This is a genomic window from Sedimentitalea sp., from assembly GCF_039973035.1.
In the GTDB taxonomy this organism is placed as follows: Bacteria; Pseudomonadota; Alphaproteobacteria; order Rhodobacterales; family Rhodobacteraceae; genus Sedimentitalea.
Window position 1 is genome coordinate 1 of the sequence record NZ_JBDWLR010000024.1, and the last position, 21,024, is coordinate 21,024.

The following is a 21,024-nucleotide window of genomic DNA, read 5'->3' on the forward strand; positions in this document are numbered from 1 at the left end:
CCGCCCGTCTCTTGGGTGTCGTCGTCGCCTGGCTATGAAGTTGGATCAGCATTGAGCGTTCTCCCGAATGTCACCCAAAACCGATCTTGCCATGAAAAGGGCAGATCGGCGAGGATCTATGTGATCATCCGGGATGGAACAGCTAGGTTACCATCGGATGCGACGCTTTGCGAATCCGCATTTCGGGGCGTGATCTTTCAATCGGAGCGCGCGCCACCTATTCTCGCAATAGGAAACACCGATGAGTCCCATGCCACAAACCCAAACCATACAGCTTCAGGTGTCCGGCCTGTCCTGCGCATCTTGTGTCGGTCGGGCAGAGCGTGCGCTGCAATCTGCACCCGGCGTCGTCACCGCGACCGTTAATCTGGCGACAGAAACCGCGACGGTGGAATATGACAGGGCGCTTGCCACACCAACGCAAATCGCCGATGTCGTAACCGACGCGGGTTATCCTGCACGGGCAAAAACACCTGATGCCGCCCCTGTGGACAAGACCGAAGACACCGCACGACTAAGGCGTATGACGGTGATAGCGGGGCTGCTGACGCTCCCCGTCTTTCTGTTGGAAATGGGCTCGCATGTCGTACCCGGCATTCACCAGCTGATCGAGCAGACGATTGGCATCCAGAACAGCCATTACATTCAGTTCCTGCTCACCACAGTGGTGCTGTTCGGACCGGGTCTGCAATTCTTTGCCAAAGGATTCCCCGCCCTGCTCAGGCGCGCGCCGGACATGAATTCGCTGGTGGCGATCGGAACGCTTGCGGCCTATGGGTTTTCGGTCGTGGCCACCTTTGCGCCGGGTCCGCTGCCGGCGGGAACAGCCAATGTCTATTTCGAGGCTGCAGCGGTCATTGTCGTTCTCATCCTTCTGGGACGCTATCTGGAAGCGCGCGCCAAAGGGCGCACCGGCGACGCAATCCGCAGGCTGATCAAGCTGCGCAGCGGCGTCGCCCGGATTGAAAGGGCGGCTCAGACCGTTGATCTGCCGATCGAAGAGATCACCGTCGGAGATGTGATTCGGGTGCGTCCCGGTGAACGCATTGCCGTGGATGGCGTGGTGCTGTCCGGAAGTTCGTTTGTGAATGAAAGCATGATCACCGGCGAGGCCGTTCCGGTTGCCAAAACCGTCGACGAGACGGTGATCGGGGGCACGATCAACGGCACCGGAGCATTCCGTTTTCGCGCGGCGCGGGTTGGTGCGGATACCATGCTGGCGCGGATTATCGCGATGGTTGAACAGGCACAGGCCGCAAAGCTGCCCATTCAGGGTGTGGTTGATCGCATCACGGCCTGGTTCGTCCCAGCCGTGATGATTGCCGCCATCGCCACGATGTTGCTCTGGCTCGCCATTGGGCCTGATCCGGCACTCTCCTATGCTTTGGTTGCCGGGGTATCGGTGCTGATCATCGCCTGCCCCTGCGCCATGGGGCTCGCGACACCGACCTCAATCATGGTCGGTACCGGGCGCGCCGCAGAAATGGGTGTCTTTTTCCGAAAGGGCGATGCCTTGCAATTGCTGCAAGACGTGAACGTCGTCGCGCTGGACAAGACCGGAACGCTGACACAGGGCCAGCCTGCGATGACCGATCTCGTCACCACAGACGGTTTTAAAAAACACCGGGTCCTCGGCCTGATCGCGGCGGTCGAGTCCCTCTCGGAACACCCGATCGCCCAAGCGATATCGCGTGCAGCGGCTGAGGCAGGTCTGCCAGTGGCCAAAGCCACAGAATTTGAGTCGGCAACCGGGCTGGGGGCGCAGGCGCGGGTTGACGGGAAAACGGTGCTGATTGGATCAGATCAATTCATGGCCCGGAATGGCGTAGATCTCGGCGGTCTGACCGAAACCGGCGCGACATTGGCGCAAAACGGACGCACTGCACTTTACGCGGCAATCGACGGTCAGGCCGCAGCGGTCATCGGCGTGGCGGATCCGATCAAGCCGACCACACCTGCGGCTATCAAGACATTTCATGACATAGGGCTGAAAGTGGCGATGATCTCGGGCGACAACGAGGCAACGGCCAAGGCCATCGCAAACGAATTGGGGATCGATACCGTTATTGCGGGGGTTTTGCCCGACGGAAAGGTTGCGGCGCTCAACAGTTTGCGTGCGGATGGCAAGCTGGCCTTTGTCGGGGACGGGATCAACGATGCGCCCGCCCTTGCATCCGCGGATGTGGGCATTGCCGTCGGCAGCGGGACCGATGTGGCAATAGAGGCCGCCGACGTTGTGTTGATCTCGGGCGATCTGACGGGTGTCGCCCACGCCTTTGACATATCTGCAAAAACCATGCGCAATATTCACCAGAACCTGTTCTGGGCGTTTGGCTACAACGTGCTGTTGATTCCGGTTGCGGCGGGGCTCTTCTATCCAATGTTCGGATTGATGCTCTCACCGGTTCTTGCAGCAGGGGCGATGGCGATGTCTTCGGTCTTTGTGGTGACCAACGCCCTGCGGCTGCGCCATGTCAAACCCGCTAGCTTTGTCCCGGCCCCCAAAACATCCAGCCAATCCAGAGTTACGGAAGCCGCTGTAAGCTGATCGAGACCTAAGTTGTGCGTACGACAAAAGGCAACAGAAGCCACTTGTTGCGCTCCTGCAAATTTCCATCGCCCACCAACAAAACAAAACGGCCCGCAATCAGGTGATCGCGGGCCGTTTCGTATTAGATAAAGCGGTAAAGCTTAGAAGCGGTAGGATGTCCTCAAGTAAATCGTGCTGAGGTCAACATCGCCGCCACCGGATCCGATGCCATCAAAGCTCTGATAGAGGTACTCGGCACCAACGGTCCAACTGTCAGCAACCCACCAGTCATAACCGAAACCGATCGCATAGCCATTGCTGCTTCCGTCAAAGAAGTCGCCAACGCCGCTCAGATCAGTATAGGCATAACCGAGGCTACCGTAGAGCATGCCGTTGCCCAATTCGTAGCCGCCAATCAGATTCAAACGCGCGATGCCGTCAAAGGTCGCGGATTCGCCTGTGTCTGCGTTATTGATCGTGATGTTCGCCCAATCGTACTGGAATTCCGGTCCGACATACCAGCCATTCCCAACGGCCCAAAGATAGCCCCCGGAGATACCGCCGATGACGCTGTCGCTGTCAAAGTCGGTTATGGTGTCGACGGCGCTGCCGAGGTCAAAATCACCATAGGCGTATCCGAGTTGTGCACCAAGATATCCGCCTGCAAAGTCGCCCGCTTGGGCCGGCGCCGTGGCCAGCGCCGCGGTCGCGGCTGAAGCAAAAAGAAGAGCAGTTGTTGTACGGTTGATCATCATACTTCTCCATTGGAACGAATGTTTATCGCCGCTAGGCTCAAGTTCAATCCCGCGTCCCGGAAACGACCTGTTCAAAGAGCAACTATGCTCATCTTAAAGTATTTCAAGGCCGAGTTCCACAACCGGCACCGATGTACAAATGCACCGCCGATCTGTGCCTAATTGATCACAGATTCACCAAGACCAGGCACAACTACGCAACACATGGCAGTCTGCCAAATGCAGCTAGTTTTGCTTACGTAAGTGGCATGCGTCTGCAAATATTCTGGGCATTCCTCTGCCCATGTCTTAGCCTGACAGAAACGAGCATTCACGGAGGCCACATGAAAATCGCAACCATGGCTACCGGCGGGATCGGCGGATTTCTGGCGGTGCGTCTGACCAAAGCAGGGCATCAGGTCGCGACCATTGCGCGCGGGGCACATCTTGAGACCATTCGCGATGCCGGCCTAAGGCTGAATGGCCCAGATAGCGGCGATGAAGCAGAAACCGTGACGCCCTGGATCGCCACGGATGATCCTGCGCAAGTCGGGCCAGTCGATGCAATCATCTTTGGTGTCAAAGGCGACGCACTGGAAAGCGCGGCAAAGGCATGTTTGCCGATGATCGGACCGGATACGGTGGTTGTGCCGTTTCTGAACGGCGTCGAAGCGGCCGACCGATTGCTCGCCGTTTTGCCCGAGGCCAGCGTTGCCAACGGTGTTGCACATATTTCGACCACCATCGTCAAACCGGGCGTCATCGGTCAGGTCGGCACATTCAACCGATTTGTTTTTGCCGAGCGCGACAGCCGCGCGTCTGAACGCATCGATGCCCTGCGCACCGCGTTTAATGCTGCAGGCGCTGCGGCCCCGGCGACCAATGACATCAACCGTGATCTCTGGATGAAGTTCATCATGTTCTCGGCTGCCTCCGGCGTTACAGCCGCTGCCCGTTGTCGGATTGGCGACGTACTGAACCATCCGCCGCTGTCTGAACTGTTCCGCGCGGTTATCGCGGAAACCGCCGCACTCGCGCGAGCACGGGGCATTTCGTTGCCGTCGACCATCGAGGAAGACACCTGGGCAATCGTTCAGGGCCTGCCGCGCGACATGCGGGCTTCGACCGCCATCGACCTCGAGGCCGGAAGACCGCTGGAAATCGAATGGGTGTCTGGCGCGGTTCGGCGGTTGGCGCAGGAGGCGGGTGTGCCCGCACCGATAAATTCCGCGCTATATTCGGTGCTGTTGCCGCACAAATCCGGCCAAGGTGGCTGAGGGGCGCTGCCCCTCAGACTCCCCGGAGTATTTTTCCAAAGATGAAGAGGCTTGAAACGTGGCTTGATCAGGCGTCAGGCTGACCAAGCTTTACGACGTTGTCAGGTTCCGCCGCGATCTCTTCGAAATCGAAGTTGTCGAGCCTCTGCGCGCGGCGTCCGGCTTTGTCGGCGCTGATCTTGATCTCGGAGATATCCTTGGCGGCCTGACCGAAATGGCGGTCGAGATTGCCGACCCGATCGCCGAGGCGGTCAACATCCTTGTGTAGCAGGCTCAGCTCTTTGCGGATAGCACCGGCCTGTTCGCGCATGCGCGCATCCTTGAGAATGGCCCGCATGGTATTGAGCGTCGCCATGCAGGTTGTCGGAGATACGATCCACACCCGCGCATCAAAGCCCTCGCGCACCAGTTCCGGGAAATTCGCGTGGAGTTCCGCATAGACGGCTTCGGATGGCAGGAACATCAACGCACCATCCGCTGTTTCGCCCTCAAGGATGTAGCGTTCGGAAATTGCCTTGATATGGGTGCGCACTGAGGTCCGCATCATGCGCGCGGCCTCTGTGACTTGCGGCTGCGTTTCTGCCGCGCGCAGTGCCTCATAGGCTTCGAGGGGAAATTTACTGTCGATGACAATGGGTCCGGGCGGGTTCGGCAGTCGGATCAGGCAGTCGGCGCGTTTGCCGTTGCTGAGTGTGGCCTGCAGATCGTAACTGTCTTTGGGCAGCGCCTTGGACACGATATCGTTCAGCTGGATTTCACCAAAGGCCCCGCGCGTCTGCTTGTTGCTGAGAATGTCCTGCAGCGACAGCACATCGCCGGAAAGCTTGGTGATATTGTCCTGCGCCTTGTCAATAGTCGCAAGCCGCTCTTGCAACTGCGTTAACGAGGTCGCGGTTTGTTTGCTGCTGCCGTGCAGGGTTTCCTTCATCCGTTCCTGCATTTCGGTCAGGGCGCGGTTCTGGCGCATCATGTTGTCTGCCAGCCGGTCGTTCATCTGTTGCTGCACATCCGACAGGCGGCTTTCGACCGTCTGGATCATTTGAACCTGCGCGTTGGCCTGGGTTTCGGACACATGCTGCAAGCCGCCGCGCAACTGATCTTGCCCCTGCCCCAATTGCTGCACGCTTTGCCCCAAAAGGCCAAGTTGTTGCGCCAACGGTTCTGCCATCCGCGCGGATCGCCCGGAGGCGCGCACCGCCAGCACCAGCAGGATCAACACCAGCAGGATCAAAGCCGCCGCGCCGAGTGCCGCCAGAACCTGCGGACTATCCAGCGCATAGTTTGTTTCTCCGATCTGTATCATGTGCGTCCAAACAGCCGTTCGATATCGGCCAGTTTTAGTTCCACGTAGGTTGGCCGCCCGTGATTGCACTGTCCGGAATGCGGCGTCGCCTCCATCTCGCGTAGAAGCGCGTTCATCTCTTCGGCGCGCATCCGGCGGCCTGACCGGATCGACCCGTGGCAGGCCACCCGCGACAGAATCGCCTCGATCCGCGCCTGCACGGTCTGGCTGTTGCCGAGATCGGTGAGTTCGTCGACGATATCACGGATCATCGCGGTCGCATCAACCGCACCCAGTATTGCAGGCGTTTCACGGACGGCCACCGCACCGCCGCCAAAGGGTTCGATAGTCAACCCAAGCCGCGTCAAATCCGTCGCGATTTCCAGCAGTTGCGCACAATCGGAGTCTGACAGTTCAACAATCTCAGGAATCAGCAAGGCTTGCGCGGCCACCCCGTTCTCAGCCATCTGCGCCTTGAGCTTTTCATAGACCAGCCGTTCGTGCGCCGCGTGTTGATCGACAATCACCATGCCGGTGGCGGTCTGGGCAATGATGTAATTTTCATGCACCTGCCCGCGTGCGGCCCCCAGCGGCAACGCCTCGGCCTCGGTCACTGTGTCAACAACGCGACCGCTTGGGGTGTCGGCCATCTCGGCAAAGCCCGATGCCTGAGCACTTGGGGCCTGCGCGGCATAGGCGGCATTGCGTGCACCCATTGACGGTCGATCCATCTGGTAAACCCGCGCTGCAGTTGGCTCGGGCGTCATGGCCCCCAGCGTCGCATGGGCCACGGTGGTCGATGCCCGATGCCCTGCCTCGGCAAGCGCATGGCGCAGCGCCGAAACAATCAGCCCGCGCGGAACCCCTGCATCGCGAAACCGGACTTCGGATTTGGCCGGATGGACATTCACGTCGACCAGGGTCGGATCGCAATCCAGAAACAACGCCGCGACTGGATGCCGGTCCCGGCTGAGGAAATCGAAATAGGCGGCGCGCAAAGCACCGCCAAGCATCTTGTCACGCACCGGACGGCCGTTGACAAAGACGTATTGTGCCACCGCCGCGCCGCGCGAATAAGTGGGCAAGGCGGCGTATCCGAACAGGCGGATGTCCTCGCGCGTGGCATCAATCCGCAAGGCGTTCTCGGCAAACTCACGGCCCAGCACACGGGCAAGCCGCCCATGCAGGGCATCAAACAGATCGCCACTTTCCGGGTCAGCGCGGAACACTGTGCGCGGATCGCCACCGCCGGACACATCGCGCAGAGTGAATCCGACAGACGGTTCCGCCATCGCCAACCGTTTGACCACATCGGTAATCGCCTGCGCCTCGGCCCGGTCGGTGCGCATGAATTTTAGCCGCGCCGGGGTGGCGTAGAACAGGTCACGCAGTTCGACCACCGTACCCGCGTTCAGCGCCGCTGGCCGCACCGCGCCCATGTCACCACCCGCGACACGGATGCTGGCGGCGTCGAGACCCGCCACCCTGCTGGTAATGGTCAACCGTCCAACGGCGCCCAAGGATGGCAGCGCCTCGCCACGAAACCCAAATGTATGGATGTTCAGCAAATCGGATCCGTCGATCTTGGAGGTCGCATGGCGCGACAAGGCCAGTTCCAGCTCATCCCGCGCGATGCCACAGCCATCATCCGTCACTCGGATCAGCGTCTTGCCGCCATCCGCAACATCAATCGCGATGCGCACTGCACCCGCATCAATCGCGTTTTCGACCAGTTCCTTGACGGCCGACGCAGGCCGCTCGACAACCTCACCAGCCGCGATCCGGTTTATCGCTGACTCGTCAAGTTGCCGGATCACCGGGAGCTTTTCGCCGATATTGGGGTTTGCCTGTGCCATGCCGCTATACCTAGCATGGCGGGCAACGATTCTGCCACCGGAATGATGCGCATTCCTGCGCCCTTGCGTTGACAAATGCGCGGTGCCCCGCAAAGGCTGGAGCATGAACAAGCCGGGGGCAAATATGAGCGGACAGTGGGAATTCTGGATCGACCGGGGCGGCACATTTACCGACGTTGTGGCGCAAAAGCCAGATGGCACGCTCGCCACGCACAAGCTGCTCTCGGAAAATCCGGAACGCTATGCAGATGCCGCCGTTCAGGGCATTCGCGACATGATGGGGATCGACGGCACCTTTCCCGATCAGGCCATCGGGGCGGTCAAAATGGGTACGACCGTTGCGACAAACGCGCTGTTGGAACGCAAGGGCGAACCGGTGCTGCTGTTGATCACCAAAGGGTTTCGCGACCTGTTGCAGATCGGTTACCAGACACGTCCCAAACTGTTTGATCTGCAAATCATCCGCCCGGAACTACTCTATGAATCAGTTGCCGAAATGGACGAACGGCTTGACGCCGATGGCGGCGTGATCCGTCCTCTGGACGAGGCTGCGACCCAAATCGCGTTGCAATCCGCCTATGACCAAGGGCTGCGCGCGGTCGCGATTGCAGGGCTTCACGCCTATCTGAACCCTGTACACGAACAGCGCGTCGCGGAAATGGCGCGCGAGATCGGGTTTACGCAGGTTTCGACCAGTCATGAGGTCAGCAAACTGGCCAAGCTGGTCGGGCGTGGAGACACCACGGTGGTCGACGCCTATCTGTCGCCGATCCTGCGCCGCTATGTGGATCAGGTTGCGGACGCCCTCGACATGGGCCGCGCCTGTGAAAGGCTGTTGTTCATGCAATCCAGCGGCGGTCTTACGGATGCACGGCTGTTTCAAGGCAAGGATGCCATTCTGTCTGGCCCAGCGGGCGGCATCGTCGGCATGGTCAAGACCGCCGAGGCGGCGGGCCATGACCATCTGATCGGCTTTGACATGGGCGGCACATCGACCGATGTCAGCCACTATGCGGGCACCTTTGAGCGGTCGTTTGAAACCGAGGTCGCGGGCGTCCGTATGCGCGCGCCGATGATGGACATTCATACCGTCGCCGCTGGCGGTGGTTCCATCTGCACCTTCGCTCAGGGGCGGTTTCAGGTCGGTCCGGAAAGTGCCGGCGCGGATCCCGGCCCGGCCTGTTATCGACGCGGCGGCCCGCTGACCGTGACCGATTGCAATGTCATGCTGGGCAAGCTGAATCCCGATCACTTTCCCCATGTCTTTGGGCCAAACGGCGATCTGCCGCTGGACGCCGACACTGTCCGTTCAAAATTTGCAACCCTCGCACTGGAGGTTGCCGACGAGACTGGCGAGCCCCCCCGCCCGCCCGAAGATATCGCCACCGGATTTCTGCACATCGCGGTCGACAACATGGCCAACGCGATCAAAAAGATCAGCGTTCAGCGGGGCCATGACGTGACCAGCTATGCGCTGCAGTGTTTTGGTGGCGCGGGTGGACAACATGCCTGCCTTGTTGCCGATGCGCTTGGAATGTCGCGGGTGTTTATCCATCCATACGCCGGGGTGTTGTCGGCCTATGGCATGGGCCTCGCCGAAATCCGCGCCCTGCGTGAGGTGCAGGTCGATGCGCCGTTGGCCGACATCGAAACCGCCCGTGCCGCACTGACAGAGATCGAAACCGACGCGACCAACGAGGTCCGCAATCAGGGTGCCGCACAGATCCGTACCGAATGCCACGCGCATCTGCGCTATGACGGCTCGCATCAGGCGCTGGAGGTTCCGTTTGGCGTCACCGACGCCATGCAAGCGGCGTTTGAAGACGCGCACAGAAACCGTTTCGGCTTTGTTTCTCCCGAACGCGAGATCCAGTTTGAGATGGTCGCAGCCGAGGCCATCGGTGACACGGGCCAAGCCCCTGCCCCGGTGCCGTTTGGTGACAACCCGGCCCCGCGCGCGCAAATCCCGATGCATAGCGATGGCACGTGGCAGAACGTCCCACTTTACGTCCGCGAGACCCTACCCCGTGATACCCAGATCACCGGCCCCGCTGTCATCACCGAGGCCACCGGCACCAATATCGTTGAACCCGGATGGGCCGCGCGGCTGGATGACATGGGGAACCTGATCCTCGAACGCACCAGTGCCAAAGCCCACGCCCGCGCCGCCGGCACCGAGGCCGATCCGGTGTTGCTCGAAGTTATGGGCAATCTGTTCATGTCCGTAGCCGACCAGATGGGCGCAACACTTGCCAACACATCGTGGTCGGTCAACATCAAGGAACGGCTCGATTTTTCCTGCGCGATCTTTGACGTGAACGGTGATCTGGTGGCCAATGCGCCGCATGTGCCCGTGCATCTCGGATCGATGTCGGAAAGCGTGAAAACCGTCATGCGCGAGAACGCGGGCGATATTCACGAAGGCGACGCGTTCATGCTGAACTCGCCCTACAACGGCGGCACCCATCTGCCCGACGTCACGGTGATCACCCCGGTCTTTGCTGACGGCAAACCGGTCTTCTGGCTCGGCAGTCGTGGCCACCACGCCGATATCGGTGGCCGCACCCCCGGCAGCGCGCCGCCCGACAGCAGCCATATCGACGAAGAAGGCGTTCTGATCGACAATGTCCGGCTTGTTTCACGCGGAACGTTTCAACGCGAAACAGCCGAACAAGTGCTCGGCTCAGGCCGCTACCCCTGTCGCAACATTCCACAGAACATGGCCGATCTGCAGGCACAGGTGGCGGCCAACGAAACCGGGCGTCAGGCGCTGCTCAAGGTGGCGGAACGCTATGGGCTGGATGTAGTGACCGCCTATATGGGCCACGTACAGGACAACGCCGAGGAAAGCGTGCGCCGTGTGCTGGGCAAACTGCCGGGGGGTCAGTTCAGCTATCCGATGGATCACGGCGCCACGATCGAAGTCTCAGTGACGGTAGACAGGGATGCGCGCGAGGCGGTGATCGACTTTACCGGCACGTCGGCGCAACACACCGGCAACTACAACGCGCCATTCTCGATCTGCCGCGCCGTGGTGCTCTATGTGTTCCGGACCTTGGTCGGAGACAATATCCCGCTGAACGAAGGCTGTCTGCATCCGCTCAAGATCATCGCGCCCGAAGGGTCGATGCTGAATCCCAGATATCCGGCGGCGGTCATTGCGGGCAATACCGAGGTCAGTCAGGCGATGTGCAACGCGCTCTATGGGGCGCTGCATGTGATCGCGGGCAGTCAGGCGACGATGAACAACTTTGTCTGGGGCAATGAAGAGTTTCAGAATTATGAAACCATCGCCGGTGGCACCGGCGCCGGTCCGGGGTTTGATGGTTGCGACGCGATCCAGACGCATATGACAAATACCCGCATGACCGATCCGGAGATCCTTGAAAAACGCTTTCCCGTGCGGCTCGAAGCGTTCGGCGTCCGCGACGGTTCTGGTGGCACAGGCAAATGGAGCGGCGGCAACGGCGCAACCCGTCTGTTGCGGTTCCTGACACCGGTCACGGTCACCACACTGTGTTCGCACCGCGAAATCCCGCCTTTTGGCGTCGATGGGGGCACTCCGGGTGCGGTTGGTGTGAACTGGGCAGAATTGCCCGACGGCAGCCGCGTCGATCTAAAGGGCAACGACGAAATCGATCTGCCCGCAGACGCGATGTTTGGCATGTTCACGCCCGGAGGCGGCGGCTGGGGCACATAGTGCTATACATTGCCCCGCCAAAGGTCTAGGTGCCAGCGCTTGATCCCCGCGCGCGATCCCGCGCATCAAAGCTAGAGGCGGCCCCGTGAAACAATCCATCGCAGATGCGCTGAGCCAACAGGGCTATGACAGCCTGACCCAGGTTCAAGAGGCCGTAACCGACCCTGAGCTTGGAAATTCCGATCTGCTGGTTTCGGCCCAGACCGGATCGGGCAAGACGGTCGGCTTTGGCCTTGCCATCGCCGAAACCCTTCTCGGCGCAGAAGACCGTTTCGACGACGCGGACGCGCCGCTGGCGCTGATCATTGCGCCGACCCGTGAACTGGCGCTTCAGGTGAAACGCGAACTGGCCTGGCTTTATGCCAAGGCCGGGGCGCAGCTTGCATCATGCGTCGGCGGCATGGACATGCGCGACGAGCGCCGCACACTTGCGCGAGGCGCGCATATCGTTGTCGCCACACCGGGCCGCCTGCGCGATCACATCATGCGCGGCAGCATCGACATGACCGCCCTGCGCGCCATCGTGCTGGACGAAGCGGATGAAATGCTCGACCTCGGCTTTCAGGAAGATCTCGAATTTATTCTGGGCAGCGCACCCGAGACTCGCCGCACCCTGATGTTTTCGGCCACCGTTCCGCGCGGCATCGCCAACCTTGCCGGCAAGTATCAAACCGACGCCATCCGCATCTCGACAGCGGCGGAAACCAGTCAGCACACCGATATCGAATACCGTGCCTTGTCCGTGGCCGCGCGTGACACCGAAAATGCGATCATCAACGTGCTGCGCTTTTACGAGGCGCCCAACGCGCTGGTCTTTGCCAATACCCGCGCGATGGTGAACCGGCTGACAACCCGGCTATCCAATCGCGGCTTTTCCGTCGTGGCCCTGTCCGGTGAGTTGTCGCAATCCGAACGCACCCACGCGCTGCAGGCCATGCGGGATGGGCGTGCACGCATCTGTGTTGCCACCGATGTCGCCGCGCGTGGCATCGATTTGCCAAGCCTTGACCTCGTGGTGCACGCGGAACTGCCCAACAGCCACGAAACATTGTTGCACCGTTCCGGTCGCACCGGGCGCGCGGGGCGCAAGGGCGTCAGCGCATTGATCGTCCCACCTGCCGCACGCAAAAAATGTGAGCGCCTTTTGCGATTTGCCAAACTGTCCGCTGATTGGGGCGAGGCACCTTCGGCCGACGATGTTCGCGCCCGCGATGGCGACCGGATGCTGGCCGATCCGGTCTGGTCCACACCAATGGAACCTTCCGAAGCCGCGACGGCGTTGGTGTCCCGTTTCAGCGCCGAACAGATCGCCGCCGCCTATGTTGCATTGTATGAAAGCCGCCATTCTGCACCGGAAGAGCTTTCTGCGCCGGGTCCTGCCGGAAAACCCGAACCCCGTGCCCCGTTCGGACCCAGCGTCTGGTTCTCGGTTGCGGGTGGCAAAAAGGCCAATGTGGAGGTTCGCCGCCTGTTGCCGATCCTGTGCAAGGCCGGTGGCATCACCAAGGACGATATCGGCGCGATCCGTATTCAGTACAACGAGAGCTTTGTGGAAATCCGCGAGGCCAGCGCCAACAGTTTCGCCGCCACGCTTGGCCCTGAAATGACCGTCGAAGGCGACGCCAAAGTGACCCGACTGGACAAAGCGCCTGATCTCGGCGGCTCCTCCCGTCCCGGTGGCAAATCTGGCGGCGGCAAGCCCTATGGCGGTAAACCTGCGGGTAACAGGCCCAAACCACATCGCGGGTCTGCCCCATCTGAACCCACACCGGCACCCGCACCGACGCCTGCAGCGGCCAAGCCGGCCGCCAAGACGGACTCAAAACCGATCGACTGGAATGATGCGCCGACACCGCGCGCCAGAAAACCCAAACCCGCCTCAAAATCCAAAGGCGCCGCGAAACCTGCAAGCCCGCCGCGTGATCCACGGGCCAAGGACACCTCGCAACCCTATAAGCCTCACGGAAAACCACTGGCAGGCAAGCGCAAGTCGCGGAACGCCGAGCCGGGCAAGGCCCCGCCCGTTGGCAAGCCCAGCAGCAAGAAGAACAAGGCCCGTGCGGCGGCGGCAAAGACACGTGGGGGCGACAAGCCACCCAAGCGGCGCGCCCCGAAATCCTGAAACGTCAGCCCTGCTGCCGCGCACCATCGCGGTGACGGCAGGGTCCGAACATAGCCGCAAGCGCCAGGATCAGGCCCGAGACCGTGGCGATCATCCCCGCCGCGCTGACGGCATCCTGCCCCCCCAGCCAAAGCGGGCCATAGCCTGCCAGCACATAGCCGATCACTGCTGACGCAGTGGCAAAGACAACGCTCCACGCGACCTGATGCTCGAGCTGGTTGGTCATCAGCCGGGCGGCTGCTGGCGGGCAGATGAACATCGCGATCACGATGATGGAGCCAACAGCGTCAAACGCCGCGACTGCTGCGACCGCTGCCGTAATCACCAACGCGAAACTCAGCAGGTCGGTGCGAATACCCAGTGTGCGGGCGAAACCTTCGTCAAAGGTCGAGAGTTTCAGCGGTCGCCAGAACAACAGCGTGAACAGGGCCACGACCACAAGTGTGATCGCCATTCGTGGCAATTCCGCGGGCAGTCCCCGCAACGCCTCGATATCCAGCAGCGACCCCCAACCGGTGGCATCCAGCCAGATCAGGCTCTCCAGATTTCCGTAGAGCGCGTGTTCGACGTCGAGGTGGACCGCCGATGTGTCCGATTGCTCGAGCAGCAGCACCCCGGCGGCGAACATGCTGGTAAACACCACGCCCATCGCAGCACCGGGTTCGATCCGACCCAAACGGCGGATCAACTCAATCAGTACAACCGCAATCACTGCGGCCCCCGCAGCACCAAGCATCATCGGCCATGCGGCAATCACACCCGTCGCCAGAAACGCCACCACGATGCCCGGCAGAACCACGTGGCTGATCGCATCCCCGATCAGCGCCTGCCGCCGCAGTACGAGGAAATTCCCCGGCAAGGCACAGGCGATTGCCGCAAAAATGCCGATCAACAGTGGCGGCAGTGACAAGGGAACAAATTCTGTACCGCTCATGCTGGCACCCCTTCCGGGCCACCAATGGCCCTGTCGACCTCGGCAATCTGGTCGCGGGTCAAGACCGTTTCGATATCACGCAGACCGTCATAAAGGGCGGCTGCTGCCTCATATGCCTGATCTGATCGCACCACATGCCAGCGCCGTTCATCGCGCAGCGCCTTGGCGGCGCGGGCGCGGCCCATATCGGTCGCCACCCCATCGGCACGCGCCAGACCCGCGCGTCGAAGCAGGCGCAATGTCAGAGCTTCGTAGATGGGTTGTCCCTGCGCCAGCGCCAGCAATCCCTGACGCAGGTGCACCCGCTTTTGGAACCGCAAATGGCGCAGCAACGCCGCCAACGCACCGCGACCCGGTGCCAACAACAGTGAGACAGTGAAACAGCCAAAGCTGACCAGAACGATGATCGGCCCGGTCGGAAGGTTCGGCGCCGACGCCGAGATCGCCGCTCCGACAAAGCCTGACAGCCCGCCGACGACACCCGCAAGCAAGACCACCAGTTCGCTGCGCTCGGTCCAGAACCGCGCAGTGACTGGAGGTATGATCAGCAGCGCGACGATCAGGATCAACCCAACAATCTTGAGACCGACAACAGTGACCGCCATCACCAAACCCATCATCGCCAGATCAATGCGAGCCACCGGCAGCCCGCGTGCCAGCGCATATTCGGGATCGAACGCCACCAGCGTCATGGGCCGCCGCAAGAAAAGGATCAGGGCAAGCGTCACCGCCCCGCCAACGGCAATCACCATAGCGTCGGCCCAGAGCATCCCGGCGGTTGAGCCAAGCAAAAAGCTCTCAAGCCCCGCCTGCCGTCCTGATCCCATGGTCTGGATCACGGTCAGCAGCACGATGCCGAACCCAAAGAAGACCGACAGGACCGCACCGATTGCCGCATCTTCGGCCAACCGCGTGTGCCGTACCAGCCAACTGAGGCACAACAACCCGATCCAGGCCGAAATCGCAGATCCCAGTAGCAAACCGACCAGATTGCGCCCGTCGCCGCCCAACATCACCATCACGATGAACGCGAGGCAAACACCGGGCAGCGTCGCGTGGCTGATGGCATCGCTGACCAAGGCGCGTTTGCGCAAGAACAGAAAGGTTCCGGTACCGCCCGCCGCAATGCCCAAAAGCGTCGCCCCTATGGCGACCAGCGTGGCGTTATAGCCCAGTTGTAGCAGCAGCGCATCGCCGAGCATGAGTCAGACCAGCGCCGCCACGGCAAGTTGATCGACCTGCGCCGTGGCCAAGCGCCCGCCATAGGTCGCCTGCAGCGTTTCGGCGGTGAATGTCGTATCAACCGGCCCTTCGGCCACCTTGCTGGTGTTGATCAGGAATACGTTGTCGAAATAGTCGCGCACAGTGGCCAGATCATGATGCACCACGACCACGGTACGTCCCTCGGCCCGCAGTGATTTCAGCACGCCGATGATCGCCTTTTCAGTCGCCGCATCGACCCCGGCGAACGGTTCATCCAAAAGATAGAGATCCGCATCTTGCGCCAGCGCGCGTGCAAGGAATACCCGCTGCTGCTGACCACCGGACAATTGCCCGATCTGGCGCTCGGCAAAATCGCGCATTCCAACACGATCCAGACAATCCAGTGCCCGCGTCCGGTGCACACCGCGCACCCGGCCCAAGAGGCCCAGTTGCCGGTAAAGCCCCATCAGGACCACATCGATTACCCGGGTTGGAAAATCCCAGTCAATACTGGCGCGCTGCGGGACATAGGCGATCCGGCCTCGCTGACGCTCGAGTGGCGCACCGAATACCTGTACCTGCCCTGACAACGGCTTGACGATTCCCAATGCCGCCTTGAGCAGCGTGGATTTACCTGCCCCGTTCGGCCCGATGATCGCGGTCATTGCGCCCGGTTGCACGGTCATATCCACGGAAAACACCGCCGGTTTCTGCCCATAAGACACGGTCAGCCCACGGATCGCGAGAGGACTGTCCACCTGCGGTTGCCGTTCGGTGACGGTGCCTTGCGATGCGATCAGTTCGACACTCATCTCAAAATCCCGCCGAAAGTTTGCCGGACATGCCCTGCGCTGGCACGTTCGCACCCAAAGCGGAGGCAATTACCGTCACATTGTGATCAATCATACCGATATAGGTGCCCTCGTAAGTACCCTCTGGGCCCATCGCATCGCTAAAGAGTTCTCCACCGATCAGGACCTCGTGGCCGCGCGCCGCAGCACCCTCGACCAAGGCCCGCATGTTGCGGTCCGAAACCGAACTTTCCACAAAAACTGCGGTGATTTCGCGCTCGACCAGAAGATCCACAAGCGCACTGATACGGTTCAGACCGGCTTCGCTTTCGGTCGAAATGCCCTGAATACCCAGAACCTCGACATCATAGCTGTCGCCGAAATAACCAAAGGCGTCATGCGCGGTAAGCAGCACACGGTTGTCTGCTGGCACGGCGGCCATACTCTCGGCGGCGTATGCCGACAGGGTGTCCAGTTCTGCCAGATGCGCAGCAGCGTTGGCAGCAAACACGTCCGCCGCATCCGGGCGGGTAGCAGTCAACGCCATTTGCACCTGTTCAACAACCAGCTTCCAGAGGTCAGGCGACATCCACACATGTGGGTCAAATTTATTCTCATAATCGTCATGTCCGCGCAGAAGCTCGTGCGGCAAACCATCAGCAACCGCCACCACGTTGCGTTTTCGTGTCAGATCTCCAAAGAAATCCTCCATCTGCGCCTCAAGGTACAGGCCATGCCACAACACCAGATCAGCGCGTGTCATTGCGACGATATCCGTTCGGGTCTGCCTGTAGGAGTGCGGGTCGACACCCGGCCCCATCAACGCCTGAACCTCGACCAGATCACCGCCCACCTGACGGGCGGCATCGGCGATCATTCCTGTCGTCGCCACCACTTTCGTCGGTGGTTCGGCCATGGCACGCCCTGCAAGGGGCAGCGTCAAGGCGGACACAAGGGCAATCAACATTGAACGGCGCAGTATCATCGGGCTCTTCCAGTTAGGATAAGACCCCTTGAATATGAGATCGATTCGCAACTAAGTCAATGCTATTGCGAATTATTCGCAACTAAAGTTGATCTGGACCGATTTCTGTTGTTGCAACTGCCTAAAAAGCAGCACCGAACGACGGAAGCGTCAATGCTGCGCCCGCTTGCCAAGATGTTGGAGCCGTGACACCCTGACCGCCGAACCAACGGGGGGCGAAATGCAGACCGAAACAACGACGCACAGCGCACTCCTCCCACTGGCGGCAGAGCCACGCAATCCGGGGATGGACCTGGATATGCAATGGGTTCGCGCGGTGCAGGCCAACACATCAGCGATCGAACGACGTGCTGCCACGCTGCCGGGGCGTCGGTCGGTGAAAAAGGACTACCAGGCTGCGTGGCTCTTGCGTGCGGTCAGTTGCATCGATCTGACCACGCTGGCGGGCGACGATACCGTTGGCCGGGTGCAGCGGCTTTGCGCCAAAGCACGTCAACCGGTACGCGCCGATCTGCTGGATGCACTTGGCATGCAGGGGCTGACCACCGGGGCCGTTTGCGTCTATCACGACATGATCGCCCCTGCGGTACAGGCGCTGACAGGTACTGGCATCCCGGTTGCTGCGGTCAGCACCGGATTTCCCGCCGGGCTGTCGCCGTTTCACCTGAGGGTCGCGGAAATCGGCGAAAGCGTTGCCGCCGGGGCGCGCGAGATCGATATCGTGATCTCGCGGCGTCATGTGCTGTCGGGGAACTGGCAGGCGCTCTATGACGAGATGAAGAGCTTTCGCGAGGCCTGTGGCGATGCCCACGTCAAAGCGATCCTCGCAACCGGCGAATTGGGCACGCTGCGCAACGTGGGGCGCGCCAGCCTGATCTGCATGATGGCGGGGGCGGATTTCATCAAGACGTCGACCGGCAAGGAAAGCGTAAATGCGACTCTGCCCGTATCTCTGGTGATGATCCGGGCGATCCGCGATTACTACCAGCGCACGGGCTTTCGGGTTGGCTATAAGCCGGCGGGCGGAATATCCAAGGCAAAAGACGCACTGGTGTACCTGTCGCTGATGAAGGATGAACTGGGAGATCGCTGGTTGCAGCCTGACCTCTTCCGGTTCGGGGCCAGCTCGCTTTTGGGCGATATCGAGCGTCAGCTGGAGCACCATGTTACGGGCGCCTACTCTGCCGTTTATCGCCATGCCATCGGCTGAGCCGACCGTGGCCTGTGTTACGCGGGTGAGTATTTTGACAAAGGTGAAATGATGACCGTCAAGGAGATATTCGAGACCATGGAGTATGGGCCAGCGCCGGAGAGCGACACCGAAGCGCGGGCATGGCTGGCCAAACATGATAGACAGTTCGGGCATTTCATTGGCGGCTCCTTTACGTCTTTGAATGACGGCTTTGAAAGCTGCAATCCGGCGACTGGCGAATGTCTGGCGACCTTGAGTCAGGCTGGACAGGCCGATGTGGACGCTGCCGTTGCCGCCGCGCGGAAGGCACAGGGCAAATGGACGCGGTTGGGCGGGCCGGGGCGTGCGCGCATTCTGTATGCTATTGCGCGGCTATTGCAGAAACACGCGCGGCTGTTTGCGGTGCTGGAAACGCTCGACAACGGCAAGCCGATCCGGGAAAGCCGTGACATTGACATCCCGTTGGCGCAGCGGCACTTTTACTATCACGCAGGCATGGCGCAGTTGATGGAAGAGGCGTTGCCTGATGCCGATCCGTTGGGCGTCTGTGGACAGATCATTCCATGGAATTTCCCGCTTTTGATGCTGGCGTGGAAAATTGCACCGGCACTGGCCATGGGCAATACGGTGGTTCTGAAACCCGCCGAGTACACGTCGCTGACTGCGTTGCTTTTTGCCGACCTTTGCCAGCAAGCCGGTGTTCCGAAGGGCGTGGTCAACATCATCACCGGTGACGGCGCCGTGGGCGAGATGCTGGTTGCCGCCGATGTGGACAAGATCGCCTTTACCGGGTCAACCGCTGTCGGGCGGCGCATCCGTGAGGCGACGGCGGGCTCCGGCAAGGCGCTGACACTCGAGCTGGGCGGCAAAAGCCCCTATATCGTTTTTGACGATGCCGATCTGGACAGCGCGGTCGAGGGACTGGTGGATGCGATCTGGTTCAATCAGGGTGAGGTCTGTTGCGCCGGGTCGCGCCTGTTGGTGCAGGAAAGCGTTGCAGACGCATTTCATACCCGGCTCAAAGCGCGCATGGACAAGCTGCGCATCGGCGATCCGCTGGACAAATGCATCGATATCGGCGCGGTGGTGGACGCTGTTCAACACGCGGCAATCACCCGCTTGGTCGACGCCAATACGGCAGGTACGCGCCATGTTGCCGCGATCCAGATGCCATCAGAGGGCTGTTTCTATCCTCCAACGCTGATCACCGGGCTGACACCGTCAGATGCGCTGATGCAGGAAGAGATATTTGGCCCGGTTTTGGTCGCAACGACCTTCCGCACGCCGGGTGAGGCCGTCGAGATCGCCAACAATACTCGCTATGGGCTGGCCGCGACGGTCTGGACCGAAAACGTCAATCTGGCGCTTGAGATCGCGCCGAAGCTGGCCGCCGGGGTGGTCTGGGTCAATGCCACCAACCTTTTTGACGCCGCCGCCCCCTTTGGTGGAGTGCGCGAGAGCGGGTTTGGCCGCGAAGGTGGCTGGGAGGGTCTGCGCGCCTATACGAAGCCCCGAGGCAAGGCGAAACCTTTGAGCCGGGTGGAGCCGTTGGGTGGCACCGGTGCAGCCTCGGCCCCTGTCGATCGTACCGCAAAGATGTATATCGGTGGCAAGCAGGCGCGGCCCGACAGTGGGTATTCGCAGCCGATCATTGGCAAGTCCGGGGGCCTGCTCGGTCACGTGGGTCTTGGAAGTCGCAAAGATGTACGCAACGCGGTCGAGGCGGCTCAAGGTGCCGCAAGCTGGAGCCGAACCACGGCCCATCTGCGCGCGCAAATCCTGTACTACATTGGTGAGAACCTGTCGGCCCGCGCGGATGAATTCGCTCACCGGATCGATGCCATGACGGGCGGGCGGCAAGGCGCAAAGGAGGTTGAGGCAAGTATCCAGCGCCTGTTCTCGGCAGCAGCCTGGGCGGACAAATACGACGGGCAGACACAGTCCGTGCCGATACGTGGTATCGCGCTGGCAATGAAAGAACCGGTTGGTGTGATTGCAGCCCTCTGCGCTGACGAGGCGCCGCTGTTGGGACTGGTCGCGGCCATGGCCCCCGCCGTTGCGATGGGCAACCGGGTGGTGCTTGCCGCAAGCGAACCCTACCCGATCGCGGCCACCGATTTTTATCAAGTCCTCGACACCTCCGATGTGCCGGACGGCGTGGTCAACATCCTGACAGGGCGCCATACGGACCTTGGACCGACCATGGCAGCGCACCTGAACATAGACGCAATCTGGAGCTTTTCCTCGACCGAACTGTCGGCCCAGATCGAACGCGCGAGCGCCGGGAACCTCAAGCGTACATGGGTCAATAACGGCCAAACCACCGACTGGTTCAGCCCGCAGACCACACGCTTCCTGTCACAAGCCACCGAGGTCAAGACGATTTGGGTGCCCTACGGCGAATAGACACTGGCCGCG

The 21,024-nt window shown here is 61.0% G+C and carries 13 protein-coding genes; 6 read left to right on the top strand and 7 right to left on the bottom strand.

Translation table 11 applies throughout. The features are described 5' to 3' along the window. Positions 1-250 precede the first annotated feature (250 nt). A complete protein-coding gene (locus ABJO75_RS05200) occupies positions 251-2,548 on the top strand; it encodes a heavy metal translocating P-type ATPase (protein WP_348135042.1) in 2,298 nt (765 codons plus the stop codon). A 143-nt stretch (positions 2,549-2,691) separates the two neighbouring features. Here ABJO75_RS05200 and ABJO75_RS05205 read toward each other — a convergent pair whose 3' ends face one another. Continuing rightward, positions 2,692-3,282 (bottom strand): outer membrane beta-barrel protein, encoded by a 591-nt coding sequence (locus ABJO75_RS05205; protein WP_348134991.1) that lies wholly within the window; start codon positions 3,280-3,282, stop codon positions 2,692-2,694. A 326-nt stretch (positions 3,283-3,608) separates the two neighbouring features. Here ABJO75_RS05205 and ABJO75_RS05210 point away from each other — a divergent pair, with 326 nt between their 5' ends. Then, on the top strand, positions 3,609-4,541 hold the full coding sequence (locus ABJO75_RS05210) for a 2-dehydropantoate 2-reductase (protein ID WP_348134993.1): 933 nt from the start codon (positions 3,609-3,611) through the stop codon (positions 4,539-4,541). Positions 4,542-4,608: 67 nt separating this feature from the next. Here ABJO75_RS05210 and rmuC read toward each other — a convergent pair whose 3' ends face one another. Together rmuC and mutL are read right to left on the bottom strand one after the other, a co-directional pair. Next, the gene (rmuC, locus tag ABJO75_RS05215) at positions 4,609-5,844 is read right to left on the bottom strand and encodes a DNA recombination protein RmuC (protein WP_348134995.1); all 1,236 of its coding nucleotides are present in this window, start codon (positions 5,842-5,844) and stop codon (positions 4,609-4,611) included. Next, positions 5,841-7,679 carry a DNA mismatch repair endonuclease MutL gene (mutL, locus tag ABJO75_RS05220; RefSeq protein WP_348134997.1) on the bottom strand — a complete coding sequence of 613 codons (1,839 nt, stop codon included), beginning with the start codon at positions 7,677-7,679 and terminating at the stop codon, positions 5,841-5,843. The genes rmuC and mutL overlap by 4 nt, the downstream gene beginning before the upstream one ends. A gap of 124 nt (positions 7,680-7,803) precedes the next feature. Between mutL and ABJO75_RS05225 the strand changes: the two genes are divergently transcribed. Next, complete coding sequence (locus ABJO75_RS05225; RefSeq protein ID WP_348134999.1) at positions 7,804-11,379, top strand: hydantoinase B/oxoprolinase family protein; 3,576 nt, start codon at positions 7,804-7,806, stop codon at positions 11,377-11,379. 85 nt (positions 11,380-11,464) lie between these two features. Then, positions 11,465-13,501: a DEAD/DEAH box helicase gene (locus tag ABJO75_RS05230; RefSeq protein ID WP_348135001.1), complete on the top strand. Its 2,037-nt coding sequence runs from the start codon at positions 11,465-11,467 to the stop codon at positions 13,499-13,501. 4 nt (positions 13,502-13,505) lie between these two features. On the opposite strand, the gene ABJO75_RS05235 is transcribed toward ABJO75_RS05230, so the two are convergent. From ABJO75_RS05235 to ABJO75_RS05250, 4 genes are read right to left on the bottom strand one after another with little or no spacing between them, the layout of a single operon-like run. Next, positions 13,506-14,435 carry a metal ABC transporter permease gene (locus ABJO75_RS05235; protein WP_348135003.1) on the bottom strand — a complete coding sequence of 310 codons (930 nt, stop codon included), beginning with the start codon at positions 14,433-14,435 and terminating at the stop codon, positions 13,506-13,508. Beyond that, a complete protein-coding gene (locus tag ABJO75_RS05240) occupies positions 14,432-15,637 on the bottom strand; it encodes a metal ABC transporter permease (RefSeq protein ID WP_348135005.1) in 1,206 nt (401 codons plus the stop codon). Before ABJO75_RS05240 ends, ABJO75_RS05235 begins: the two co-directional genes overlap by 4 nt. Positions 15,638-15,640: 3 nt before the next feature. Continuing rightward, positions 15,641-16,450: a metal ABC transporter ATP-binding protein gene (locus tag ABJO75_RS05245; RefSeq protein ID WP_348135007.1), complete on the bottom strand. Its 810-nt coding sequence runs from the start codon at positions 16,448-16,450 to the stop codon at positions 15,641-15,643. A 1-nt stretch (position 16,451) separates the two neighbouring features. Continuing rightward, complete coding sequence (locus ABJO75_RS05250; RefSeq protein WP_348135009.1) at positions 16,452-17,414, bottom strand: zinc ABC transporter substrate-binding protein; 963 nt, start codon at positions 17,412-17,414, stop codon at positions 16,452-16,454. Positions 17,415-17,634: 220 nt separating this feature from the next. On the opposite strand from ABJO75_RS05250, the gene deoC reads away from it, so the two are divergent. Then, positions 17,635-18,624: a deoxyribose-phosphate aldolase gene (deoC, locus tag ABJO75_RS05255; RefSeq protein WP_348135011.1), complete on the top strand. Its 990-nt coding sequence runs from the start codon at positions 17,635-17,637 to the stop codon at positions 18,622-18,624. 51 nt (positions 18,625-18,675) lie between these two features. Next, the gene (locus ABJO75_RS05260) at positions 18,676-21,012 is read left to right on the top strand and encodes an aldehyde dehydrogenase family protein (protein ID WP_348135013.1); all 2,337 of its coding nucleotides are present in this window, start codon (positions 18,676-18,678) and stop codon (positions 21,010-21,012) included. The last annotated feature ends 12 nt before the right edge of the window (positions 21,013-21,024 follow it).

What these genes read in the sequence shown, in the direction of transcription:
- ABJO75_RS05240 (WP_348135005.1), bottom strand. Translation starts at nt 15,637, where the DNA reads ATGCTCGGCGATGCGCTGCTGCTACAACTGGGCTATAACGCCACGCTG.
- rmuC (WP_348134995.1), bottom strand. Translation starts at nt 5,844, where the DNA reads ATGATACAGATCGGAGAAACAAACTATGCGCTGGATAGTCCGCAGGTT.
- ABJO75_RS05260 (WP_348135013.1), top strand. Translation starts at nt 18,676, where the DNA reads ATGACCGTCAAGGAGATATTCGAGACCATGGAGTATGGGCCAGCGCCG.
- ABJO75_RS05210 (WP_348134993.1), top strand. Translation starts at nt 3,609, where the DNA reads ATGAAAATCGCAACCATGGCTACCGGCGGGATCGGCGGATTTCTGGCG.
- ABJO75_RS05205 (WP_348134991.1), bottom strand. Translation starts at nt 3,282, where the DNA reads ATGATCAACCGTACAACAACTGCTCTTCTTTTTGCTTCAGCCGCGACC.
- ABJO75_RS05225 (WP_348134999.1), top strand. Translation starts at nt 7,804, where the DNA reads ATGAGCGGACAGTGGGAATTCTGGATCGACCGGGGCGGCACATTTACC.
- mutL (WP_348134997.1), bottom strand. Translation starts at nt 7,679, where the DNA reads ATGGCACAGGCAAACCCCAATATCGGCGAAAAGCTCCCGGTGATCCGG.
- ABJO75_RS05245 (WP_348135007.1), bottom strand. Translation starts at nt 16,450, where the DNA reads ATGAGTGTCGAACTGATCGCATCGCAAGGCACCGTCACCGAACGGCAA.
- ABJO75_RS05200 (WP_348135042.1), top strand. Translation starts at nt 251, where the DNA reads ATGCCACAAACCCAAACCATACAGCTTCAGGTGTCCGGCCTGTCCTGC.
- ABJO75_RS05250 (WP_348135009.1), bottom strand. Translation starts at nt 17,414, where the DNA reads ATGATACTGCGCCGTTCAATGTTGATTGCCCTTGTGTCCGCCTTGACG.
- ABJO75_RS05235 (WP_348135003.1), bottom strand. Translation starts at nt 14,435, where the DNA reads ATGAGCGGTACAGAATTTGTTCCCTTGTCACTGCCGCCACTGTTGATC.
- deoC (WP_348135011.1), top strand. Translation starts at nt 17,635, where the DNA reads ATGCAGACCGAAACAACGACGCACAGCGCACTCCTCCCACTGGCGGCA.